Consider the following 11250-nt stretch of genomic DNA (forward strand, 5'->3'; position numbering starts at 1 on the left):
GTTGGAACTAATTGCCAACCGGCGACCAGAGATATAATATCGTGAGCTAGTTTCGATTTCCCAACCCCGGGCGGAGGGTCCAGTCGATGGAGGAGAGCCGCATCGTTGCAAGCCCTTGAAGAAATAGCTGTCACGTCGCCGGCGATGAATCTGCTTGAGCCGCAGGGCACTTCGCGCCTGGCGGAGTTCGGTACGTCGGTGACGATCGTAGAGCACCGGCCGGTGATCCGGCGGCTCACGCCGCCAAGGAAAGGAGATGATTCAGACGGAAACGGCAATGCGCACGGCTGTGAGGTTGTGCACTTGGGCGCGCGCCGAGATCGCCCTTCCGGCACGACCGCCGCAAGTATAGCGGCGCTAAACTCCACCGCCGGAAGCGCATTCGGTGACCCTAGGGGGCGCAGCCAGCGCAGTGGGCAGGCCAGCGACGGATGCAACCGTGCCGAAAACGGCTGTATCGCCATGGTTCCGCACTCTATGTTTGCCAGCAGGCTCCGCAAGCGGCCGGCGCCTACCCGGACGGCAGGTGTTCGGTGGCCGGCCAAAGCCCCGTCTTTCATTTGTGTCAAAGTTATTTAATCTGGATAAAACAGCGCTACCCTTATCGCGTCGAGTACCGCCGCGGTTCCTAGGCGGTTTCGCCAAAGATCAAGCATGCCAGAGAAAGTCGGTTACCATACCGAAGCGGGGGAGCCCTACGAGACCCGTTTTGAGACAGCTCGGACAGAAAACTATTGACTTGAGACGGGTCGCTGCATAATGTGGTCCCGCACACCTCACACCCAGGTGTGTGGTCCCGCACACATCTGCTCGGAGCTGGACCCGACGAATGAGCGAGATGGATAGGGATAGGGGAGATGGATACGGTGCGGCTGACCTATTCGCGTCTCACCGGTCTGCGGCCGGCAAGAGCGCTGAGTGAGCCAGGACAGACCCCGTTTCTCTCCTGCATCTTCGGGCTTGAGGCGGTCATTCCAACCGGCAGCCAGCAAAGTAATAGGGGCCGCTAGTGGTCTCGACTATCCCGCTAGTCGGGCTAACCAAGCCGCTGCAAAAGCCGCTGCGCGAGGTCGGCGGTTTCATGGCGCTGGCGCTGGACACCTTCGTCCAAGCCTTGCGCCCGCCGTTCTTCTGGCGTGAGTGCCTCGAGCAGTGCTGGTTCGTCGCTCGGGTTGCGACCATCCCGGCCATCGCGCAATCAATAGCTTTCAACGGGATGGTCGTCTACCTCTTCGGCGTCGCGGCGGTCTCGTTCGGCGCCGGCGACATCAACGGCGCGGGCTCGGGACTTGCCACGGTAGGGCAGATCGGGCCGGTTGCCACGGTGTTTGTCCTCAGTGGTGCCGCCGCCACGGCGATGTGTGCCGACCTGGGTGCGCGCACCATCCGGGAGGAGATCGACGCCATGAGGGTGTTGGGCATCAACCCGGTCCACCGATTGGTGGTGCCCCGGGTGGTCGCGCTCATCATCACCGGCATGTTGATCAACGGCTTGGTGATCATCTCCGGGTTGTGCGCCGACTATGCCTTTAGCATCTACGCGTTGAACGGCAATCCCGGTGCGTTTGCTACGAGCGTGACGCTGCTGACCAACCTTCCTACGGTGGTGGTCAGCTTTATCAAAGCCTCAATTTTTGGGATGCTCGCCGGCTTGATCGCCTGTTATAAGGGATTAACCGCGGGTGGGGGTCCGCAGGGCGTTGGTAGCGCGGTCAACGAAACCGTGGTGTACACATTTGTATCGCTGCTGATTGTGAACGTGATAGTGAGTGTCATCACCGCGACCACGACGTTGGCGACATGACCGGCGACGTCAGGACGGTGGTCAACGCCCGGTTTCCGCGGGCGGCGCGTAGCGCGCGGAACGCGGCGCGCGAATGGGGTCGCCTCGGCGAGCAAACCGCGTTTTATGTCGAGGCTCTCGTCAACATTCGTCAGGCTCTCATCCGATACAAGGCGGAAACGCTGCGCGTCCTCTCGGAGATGAGCCTGGGTGTCGGCGCGCTGGCCTTGATCGGCGGCGAGGTGGTGATCCTCGCGGTTTTGACGGGGGCTTCCGCGGCCGTCGTCGGCATTTTCGGCTACGTCCAGGCGAGCAGCCTCGGGGTGGGTGCGATCGCGGGGTTTTTCTCCGCCTATGCCAACGTGCGCCTGTCGCTGCCGCTCATCATTGCAAACGGCCTGGCGGCCACCATCGGCGCCGGCGCCACCGCGCAATTGGGCGCGATGCGGATCAGCGAGGAGATCGACGCGTTGGAGGTCATCGGCATCCGCTCCATCCCCTACCTGGTGTCGACCCGGGTGCTGGGGGGTCTGCTGGTGGTGCCCCCGTTGTATTGCGTGACCTTTGTCGGGTCGGTACTTATCACGCGGACCGTCACGATTCTGGCCTATCACCAGGGGGCCGGCGGCTTTGATCACTGGTTCAACACGTTTTTGCTGCCGCGGGATGTGCTGGTGTCGGGGCTGGAGTGCACCGTGCAGGCGGTCATCGTCATGCTGATCCATACCTATTACGGCTACACCGCCTCGGGTGGGCCCGCCGGCGTTGGTGAGGCGGTGGGGCGTGCGGTGCGGGCGTCCATCTTCGTGTCCATCACCATCACGTTCGTGCTGGCACTGGTCCTCTACGGGAAGTCGGGCGACTTCCACCTGTCGGGATAGGTGGCGATGAGACACGAGAGACGCATACATCCGGGATGGTGGGCGCTGCTGCTGGTGGTGGCGATCATCGGGTCCATTCCGCTGACCGTGATGGCCTTCAGGCGAGACTTCACGTCCTACGCGAAGGTCACCCTGGTATCGGATCGGGCGGGTCTGGTGATGGACGCCAACTCGGTGGTGAAGTACCGCGGCGTGGAGGTCGGCCGAGTGGCCTCGATCCAGCCGAAAAATGGGGCGACTCTTCAGCTCGAGGTGCAGTCGAGCCAGCTGCGCTATATTCCGGCTAACGTCGACGTCCAGATCAGCGCGCCGACGGTGTTCGGCGCCAAATATGTCGATCTGCGCCCCCCCAGCGAGCCGAGTCGCCAGCGGCTGGCGTCGGGGGCTGTGTTGAGCACGAACAAGGTGAGCATCGAAGCGAACACGATCCTCGAGGACCTGGTCACGGTGCTGAACCAGATCGATCCCGCCAAAATCAACGCGGTGATCTCGGCGTTGGCCGAGGGGTTTCGCGGGAAGGGCGAAGCGATCGGCCAAGCCATCACCGACTTCAATCAGGTGCTGCTGGCGGTCAATCCCCGTACCGAGTTGATCCGGGCCGACTGGCGCGCGTTCAAGGGGTTCAACGACGCCTACGGCGCCGCGGCGCAGAACCTGATGGCCACGCTGGACGCTACGAGTACGGCCAGTACCGCGATCACCAAGAATGCGAAAGATTTTGATTACCTACTGCTCTCCCTGAGCGGAGCAGCCGAGAGCGGTTACAAACTGCTGACCCCGACCAAGGACAACCTTGCCCATTTGCTCAACGTGCTCGAGCCGACGACGCGGTTGCTGATGAAATACAACCCGGAATTGACCTGCACGTTCCTCGGCGCCAAGCTCATCATGGACCGGGGTTTCGCCGAGGCCTTCACCTACAATGGACGGTCGTTCATCGCCGACGCCGGGATCCTGTTTGGCGACGATGCGTACCGGTATCCGGACAACCTGCCCGTCATGGACATCAAGGGCGGCCCGGGCGGAACGCCTAGCTGCGGTTCGCTGCCCGACGTGGCAAAGAATTACCCGCAGCGGTATATGGTCACCAACTCCGGGTTCGGCAATGGCATGGACGTGCGGCCCAACCCCGCTATCGGCTACCCGGGCTACACCCTTTATTCCCCGTCCACCCGTGGGACACCGCTGCCGCCGACGATGAAAGATCAGGGTGGTCCCGCCCCAGGTCCGACGCCCTACCCGGGCGCGCCACCCTACGGCGGGAAGCTATACGCCCCGGACGGTACGCCGCTGTTCCCGGGCTTGCCGCCAGCGCCTCCGCCCGGCCGCCCCAAAGACCCGGGCATGGGCAAGCCGCCGGCGGGTTCGGAGCCGTTCGTTCCGCCCTACCCGGGGGTTCCACCGAAGCCCCGTTAGCAGCAACCCAACCCGCGTCCCAGAAAGCGCGTCCCAGAAAGGTCGACATTGCGCGAGAACTTCCGAGGCATCGTGGTGCGCTTCGCCATCTATGCCGCCGTGTGTTTGGTGGGTATCGCTGTGGTGTTCGCCGTGTTCGCCCAGGTCCGCTTCGAAAAGGCGAACACCTACAACGCCGTGTTCGCCAATGTGTCGGGGTTGCGGGAAAACAACTTCGTGCGCATCGCGGGTGTGGAGGTCGGCAAGGTTAAAAAGGTCGCCGTTCAGCCCGATTCCACCGTGCGCGTGCAGTTCACCGCGGATGAGTCGGTGGTGCTGACCGAGGGCAGCAGGGCAGTCGTTCGCTACGACGACCTGTTCGGTGGCAGATTCTTGTTGCTGGAGGAGGGTGCGGGCGGAGTCAAGAGGCTCGGTGCGGGGGCGACCATCCCGCTGGGCCGGACCCAGCCGGCGTTGGACCTGGACGCGTTGATCGGGGGCTTGCGGCCGGTGTTTCGCGCGCTGAACCCCGATCAGATCAACACGATCAGCGGCCAGTTGATCCAGGCGCTGCAGGGCCAGGGCCCGACGGTCGGCTCGGTGTTGACCCAGGCCGCGGCGGTGAGCAACACGCTGGCTGATCGGGATCGGTTGTTCGGCTCGCTGATCACCAACTTGAACACCGTGCTGGGTTCGCTGGGCGACCAGGATGGTCAGCTCGCCAAGGCCGTCGACTCGCTGTCCACACTGATGACCACTCTGCAAGAACGCAAACAGGACGTCGCCTTGGGTTTCAGGGGCGTCGAGAGAATCTATGCGGCGGGCGTCGAGGTGCTGACCAGGGCCCGCACGCCGCTGAAAAAGGTGGTCGATCAGACCGACCGCGTCGCCGGGACCCTGCTGGCCGACAAAGACTTTCTCGACAACCTGATCAATACGCTGCCCGACGACTATCGCATCATCGGCAGGGAAGGCCTCTACGGAGACTTCTTCACCTTCTATCTATGCGACCTGATCGTGAAGCTGAACGGCAAGACCGGGCAACCGGTCTACATCAACCTGGCCAGCCAGCGCTCGGGGAGGTGCACCCCGAAATGAGACGCCTCTACATGCGCCTCTTCGACATGAGGCAGTTCTCCGAACGCAACCCGTATGTGGTGGGTGCGATCGGTATCGGCGTGCTGTTCGCGGTGATTCTTTTGGCGGTGAACTACGACAAGGTGCCGTTTTTGACCGGCGACAAGGAGTACGCGGCGTACTTCGCCGAGGCGGGCGGTTTGGAGACCAACGGCGTCGTGGAGGTTTCGGGCGCCCGGGTCGGGAAGGTGGCCAGCATCGCCCTGGATGGATCGCGGGTGTTGGTCAAGTTCCGCGTTCCCGGCGAGCTGCGGCTTGGCGAGCGCACCGAGGCCGCGGTCAAAGTGAAGAACTTCCTGGGTACCAAGGTCATCGAGCTCACGCCGCGCGGAGAGGGTCGGCTCAGCGGGCCGATCCCGCTGGAGCGGACCACGCCGGCCTACCAGCTGCCCGATGTGTTGGGCGATCTTTCGGCCACCGTCACCAAATTGAACACCGACCAGCTGTCCAACGCGCTGTCGGTGGTGGCCGGCGAATTCCAAGGCACTCCACCGGAGGTGAAGGCCGCGATGCAGGGTGTGGCGCGGTTCTCCCAGACACTGGATGAGCGCGACAAGGAGCTGCGAAACCTCCTGAGCAACGCCAATAAGGTCACCGGCGTGTTGGCCAAGCGCAGCGACGAGATCGTCAAACTCGTCGGCGACACCGATTCGCTGCTGGTCGCGCTGAAAGCCCAAAGCAGTTTTCTGGACAGGTTTTTCGTCGACAACGCCCGCATCGCCCGCGCGTTGGGAAGAGTCGTCGACGACAACCACGCCACGCTGCGGCCCGCGCTGGAGAAGCTCAACGGGGTGCTGGAGATCCTCAACAATCGCAAGGGGCGCATCCAGGAGGCCATCAAGGGGCTCGACAGCTTTGCGCTGGCGCTGGGCGAAGCGGTTGCCTCGGGCCCGTTCTTCAAGGCCTACCTGGTCAACCTGGTGCCTGGACAGTTCATCCAGCCGTTCATCGACTCCGCGTTCCACGACCTGGGGATCGATCCCGCGACCCAGTTGCCCTCGCAGCTCACCGACCCGCTGACCGGTCAGCCGGCCACACCGCCACTGCCGCTGCCCTACCCGCGCACCGGCCAGGGCGGCGACCCGCGCCTGCACATTCCCGACGCCATCACCGGCAACCCCGGTGACGTGCCGTGCAGTGCGCCGGGCAGGCCCGGAGCACCGGGCTGCTATCCGCTGCGGCAGGAACCCCCGGCGCCGCCGCCGGGCGGCGCGCCGCCGGGGCCACCGGCACAAGGTCCCGGACCGGGTAACGCGTCCACCGGGCCCGTCCAGCAGGGGGCGCCCGGGCAGCTACCACCCAACCAACCACCGGTGCTCGCGCCGCGCGAGTCCTTCGGTCCGCGGCCGGGGCCGGCGCAACCCGGTCAGGGGGGCCAACGGTGAATTCACCTAAGACGAGGATTGTCCTGGTTGCGGTGCTGGTAGTGGCGCTGCTGGGTGGGGTGGGCGCGCTGATGCGGTCGTCGAGCGGGCGCACGCATGTCGTCGGATACTTCGACAACGCCAACGACATTTTCGTCGGCGACGCCGTGGTGATCCTCGGCGTGGCGGTCGGCAAGATCGACAAGATCGAACCGCAGCCCGACCGCGTCAAGATCTCGTTCTCCTATGACGACAAATACAAGGTGCCCGCCGACGCCAAAGCGGTGGTGCTGTCGCCGAACCTGGTGACGATTCGGGAACTTCAGCTGACCCCGGCCTACACCGGCGGGCCGGTGATGCCCAACGGCGCGGTGCTTCCGCTGGCACGCACCGCCGTCCCGATGGAGTGGGACGACCTTCGTGCGCAGCTGGAGAAGCTCACCGAGATCCTGCAGCCCACGCAACCGGGCGGGGTCAGCACGCTGGGATCGTTCGTCAATACCGCGGCAGCCAACTTGCGCGGCCAGGGCCCAGATATCCGGGAAGCCGTTGTCAAGCTGTCACAGGCGGTTTCGGCGCTCGCTGACCACAGCGGCGACCTGTACGGCACGTTCAAAAACCTGGCCGCTTTGGTGTCGGCGCTGCATGACAGCGGCGGCCTTTTGCGCCACCTGAACCAGAACCTGGCCGCGGTCACCGAGCTGTTGGCCAACGACCACAACGAGGTCGCCGACACGTTCAATGCGGACAACGAGGAGGCCGCCAGGATCACGGCCTTTCTGGACGACAACCGCGAGACGCTGGGCATTACGTCGGACAAGGCCGCGGAGCTGTCCAACGCGGTGACCGAGAGCCTCGACGACATCAAGCAAGCCCTGCACATTGGCCCCAACGTGTTCCAGAACGTATTGAACATCTATCAACCCGCCCAAAGCGCATACACCGGCGCGCTGGCGCTGCAGAACTTCGCCAATCCGCTGCAGTTCTTGTGTTCGGGTGTGCAGGCGGCATCGAGGTTGGGCGCTGCGCAGTCTGCCAAGCTGTGTGTGCAATACATGGCCCCGATCCTCAAGAACCGTCAGGTCAACTGGCTGCCGCTGGGATTGAACCCGTTCGTCGGGGCCGCGGCGCGTCCTAACGAAGTGACCTACAGCGAGGACTTCCTGCGGCCCGACTACATCCCGCCGCCCGGGCCGCCGCCCACCGAGGCGTTCCGTACGGTGCCCCCGCCGCCCAACGGGCCGCTGCCACCGGCCAATCAGATCTTCAACTTCTTCGGCAACGGGATGATCAACACCAACGCGCCCTATGTGCCGGCCAAGCCGGCCAACCCGCTGCCCGTCGATCCGGCCACCGGGCTGCGCTCAATGATGCTGCCCGGCAGCCTGGATAACCAGAACGTAGGAGGTGGGCATTGACCCGACGCAGCTACCGGCGTCGCTGCGGCGGCGCGGTGCTGGTGATCGCGCTGGTGGTGGCGACGGTTTCCGTGGTCTCCGGCTGCGGCGCCCTGCGAAACTTCCACGGTGCCAACTCGTTGCCGCTGCCGGGCAGGGTCGGTGTCGGCCCGGGCTCCTACACCATCGCGGCGCAGATGCCCGATGTGCAGAACCTCAAGGAGAATTCCCGGGTCCAGTTCAACGATGTGCTGATCGGTAACGTGGCCAAGGTCGAACGCCAAGGCTGGCATGCGCTGGTCACCATGAGCATCGAACCCGACGCCGTGCTGCCGGCCAATGCCACCGTCACGGTCGGTCAGACCAGCCTGCTGGGCACCTTGCACGTCGAACTGGCGACGCCCCCCGGCGTGGAGGCGAAGGGCAAGCTGCACAACGGATCAGTGATCCCGCTGTCGTCGGCGAGTGCCTACCCGTCCACCGAGCAGACGCTGGGCGCGGTGTCGCTGGTGCTCAACGGCGGCGGTCTGGGTCAGCTTCAAGACATCACCGCGACGTTGAGCACCGCCTTCACCGGTCGCGAAAAAGACCTCAGAAGCCTGATCACGCAACTGGATAAATTCACCGCCTACCTCAACGACCAAAAAGATGACATTATCGGTGCGCTGGACAGCCTCAACAACCTGGTCGGTCAAGTCGCCGAGCAGAAGCCGGTCCTGGACAAGGCGCTGAAAACCATCCCGGCCGCGCTATCCATTCTGAAGGACGAACGGGGAAAAATCGCCGACGCCCTACTGATCGGTCCCAAGACGGGCGCCCTTGCCGCTGACGCGCTCGAGCCGACCAAGGAGAATTTGATCAAAGAGATCGGCGATCTGGGTCCGGTGGAAAAATCGCTGGCCGACTCCGGGCTGGCGCTGACCCGCGGTCTGGACTATCTCACCGTGCCGCTGTTCTCCAAACCGCCGGTGGCCAAATGGATCCGGGGCGACTACGGGAACCTCTCGGCCATCTTCGACTTGACGATGAGCCGGCTTGATTCGGGACTTTTCACCGGCACCCGCTGGGAGGGCAACCTGACCGAGCTGGAGATGCAGTGGGGTCGCACCCTTGGGGTGATGCCCAGCCCGTACACCGCGCGCAACCCGCTGGTTGCTCCCTATCAATTCGACCAGGGGCCCTGACATGCGTTTACATCGGCGGACGATTATCACCCTGGCGATCTTTTCGGCGATCTCTGTGATCGCTGCCGGGCTTGTTGGTTTGTACTACGCGAACCTGCCGGCTGCCTACCTCGGAATCGGTCGGTACACGGTGCGAATGCAGCTGGATCGGGCGGGGGAGCTGTACCGCGCGGGCAACGTCACCTATCGGGGTGTGGAGGTCGGCCGGGTGTCGAAGGTGCACCTCACCGACACCGGCGTGGAGGCGGTGCTCTCGCTGAAGTCGGGTATTCATATCCCCGCCGATCTCACCGCGCACGTGCACAGTGCGTCGGCGATCGGTGAGCAGTACGTGGATTTGATCCCGCGCAGCGCGACGGGGCCGATGCTCAAGAACAACGATGTGATCCCCCAGGACCGCACGACCATTCCGCCGAACGTTAATTCGTTGTTGGCGGCGGTCAGTCGCGGTTTGAACGCAATCCCGCACGACAACCTCAAGACGGTGGTCGACGAGTCGTATGTGGCCGTCGGTGGGCTGGGTCCGGAGTTGTCCCGGTTGTTCGGCGGTGGCGCGAAGCTGGCGACCGAGGCGCGCCAGAACCTGGATGCGATCACCACCTTGATCGACGAGCCCAAGGCGGTCTTCGATAGCCAGATCGACACCGCGGACTCGATCCAGGCCTGGGCCGCCCACCTGGCCAACGTCACCAAGCAGATTCAGACCGTCGAACAAAACAACGGCGCTCTGTCGGGATCGATTCAAAAGCTGGGCCCACTTTTCGCGTCGTTACGCGACGTGGCCGATCGACTCGAGCCGACGCTGCCGGGAGTGGTGTCCAATCTGGACAAGGTCGGCGATGTCGCGCTGACCTACCGGGACAACGTTGAGGCGTTGCTGGCCGAGGTGCCGCAGGTGGTGGCCGACTCGCAGGCGGGCCAGCTCGGCGACATGGACTTGAAGCGACCCTACCGCGGTATTTACCTGGACTTTAACTTGAATCTCAACTGGCCGCCGCCGTGCACCACCGGGTTTTTCCCGGTTCAGCAGCAGCGCTCGCCGGCCTTCGAGGACACCCCGGCGCGGCCGCCGGGCCTGGTCTATTGCCGGATACCGCAGGATTCGCCCTTCAACGCGGTGCGGGGCGCGCGCAACTATCCGTGCGAGACCCGGCCGGGCAAGCGGGCGCCGACGGTCAAGCAGTGTGAAAGCGACAAGCCCTATATTCCGCTCAACGATGGCTTCAACTGGAAGGGCGACCCGAACGCGACGTTGACCGGGCAGGGCGTCCCCCAGTTCGACCCCGGCGAGCCGATACCCGCGGGCTTCCCCGGCGGGCCGCCCGCCCCACCGGAGCAGGCACCCGGGCAGGCACCGGCACCGGCGGCGCCGCCGCCGGTCGCGGCAGCCCAATATGATCCGGCCACCGGCGAGTATGTTGGACCGGACGGCCAGAGGTACAAACAACCCACCCTGTCTGGCGGTCTCAAGGAGCGAACATGGCAGCAGATGCTGACGCCCCCGACGGGGAACTGAGCAAGACCGCGGCGAAAACACCCTCACCGGCAGCGCCGGACCACACCGATGACAGTTCACCGGTATCCCCGGAGGACAGCGGGTCGACGACAGCCGCGGAGTCCGAGGCGGCGGATGGCGATGCCGACGAGGCCGAGGACTACGACGCCGCGGTCGAGGACGAGGATGAGGACGCCTCGGAAGACGCGGCGCCGGCCGAGGGGCCGGCGTCGCAGGTGCGGCTGGCAACGATGGTCGGGTTGGCTGTCGTTCTGGCCCTGGTGGCGACCGTGGGGTGGCTGGGATTCCGGGCATATCAATCGCAGCAGGCCCAAGAGCAGCGGCAGCTGTTCCTTCAGGTCGGGCGGCAGTGCGCGCTGAATCTGACGACGATCGACTGGCAGCACGCCGACGCCGATGTTCAGCGTGTTCTGGATTCGGCGACGGGTCAGTTCTACGACCAGTTCTCCAAACGCAAGCAACCTTTCATCGAGGTGCTCAAGAAGGCGCAGTCGAAGTCGGTGGGAACCATCACCGAAGCGGGCCTGGAATCCGACTCGGGTGACAAAGCACAGGTACTGGTCGCCGCGTCCATCAAGACCTCCAATCTCGGC

Annotated in this window: 9 protein-coding genes; all 9 read left to right on the forward strand. The window is 64.4% G+C overall.

Annotated elements, in window-relative coordinates; translation table 11 throughout:
* Nucleotides 1-1081 precede the first annotated feature (1081 nt).
* Nucleotides 1082-1804 carry an MlaE family ABC transporter permease gene (locus VNW74_RS06260; RefSeq protein ID WP_414686609.1) on the forward strand — a complete coding sequence of 241 codons (723 nt, stop codon included), beginning with the start codon at nt 1082-1084 and terminating at the stop codon, nt 1802-1804.
* Nucleotides 1801-2664, forward strand: a complete 864-nt coding sequence (locus VNW74_RS06265) for an MlaE family ABC transporter permease (protein ID WP_325675736.1) — start codon at nt 1801-1803, stop codon at nt 2662-2664. The genes VNW74_RS06260 and VNW74_RS06265 overlap by 4 nt, the downstream gene beginning before the upstream one ends.
* A 6-nt stretch (nt 2665-2670) precedes the next feature.
* Entirely contained in the window at nt 2671-4080 is a 1410-nt protein-coding gene (locus VNW74_RS06270; protein ID WP_325675737.1) for an MCE family protein, read from the forward strand.
* Nucleotides 4081-4128: 48 nt separating this feature from the next.
* Nucleotides 4129-5157, forward strand: coding sequence for an MCE family protein (locus VNW74_RS06275; protein ID WP_325675738.1), 1029 nt, complete (start codon nt 4129-4131; stop codon nt 5155-5157).
* Between the two features lie 26 nt (nt 5158-5183).
* Nucleotides 5184-6581 (forward strand): MCE family protein, encoded by a 1398-nt coding sequence (locus tag VNW74_RS06280; RefSeq protein WP_414686610.1) that lies wholly within the window; start codon nt 5184-5186, stop codon nt 6579-6581.
* Entirely contained in the window at nt 6578-7978 is a 1401-nt protein-coding gene (locus VNW74_RS06285; protein WP_325675740.1) for an MCE family protein, read from the forward strand. The genes VNW74_RS06280 and VNW74_RS06285 overlap by 4 nt, the downstream gene beginning before the upstream one ends.
* Nucleotides 7975-9141 (forward strand): MCE family protein, encoded by a 1167-nt coding sequence (locus VNW74_RS06290; RefSeq protein ID WP_414686608.1) that lies wholly within the window; start codon nt 7975-7977, stop codon nt 9139-9141. Before VNW74_RS06285 ends, VNW74_RS06290 begins: the two co-directional genes overlap by 4 nt.
* A gap of 1 nt (nt 9142) precedes the next feature.
* On the forward strand, nt 9143-10657 hold the full coding sequence (locus VNW74_RS06295; protein WP_325675741.1) for an MlaD family protein: 1515 nt from the start codon (nt 9143-9145) through the stop codon (nt 10655-10657).
* Nucleotides 10621-11250, forward strand: a 630-nt coding sequence (locus VNW74_RS06300) for a tetratricopeptide repeat protein (protein ID WP_325675742.1), incomplete at its 3' end; no start/stop codon positions are given. The genes VNW74_RS06295 and VNW74_RS06300, both read left to right, overlap by 37 nt.

Source organism: Mycobacterium sp. (assembly GCF_035570115.1).
Taxonomy (GTDB): domain Bacteria; phylum Actinomycetota; class Actinomycetes; order Mycobacteriales; family Mycobacteriaceae; genus Mycobacterium.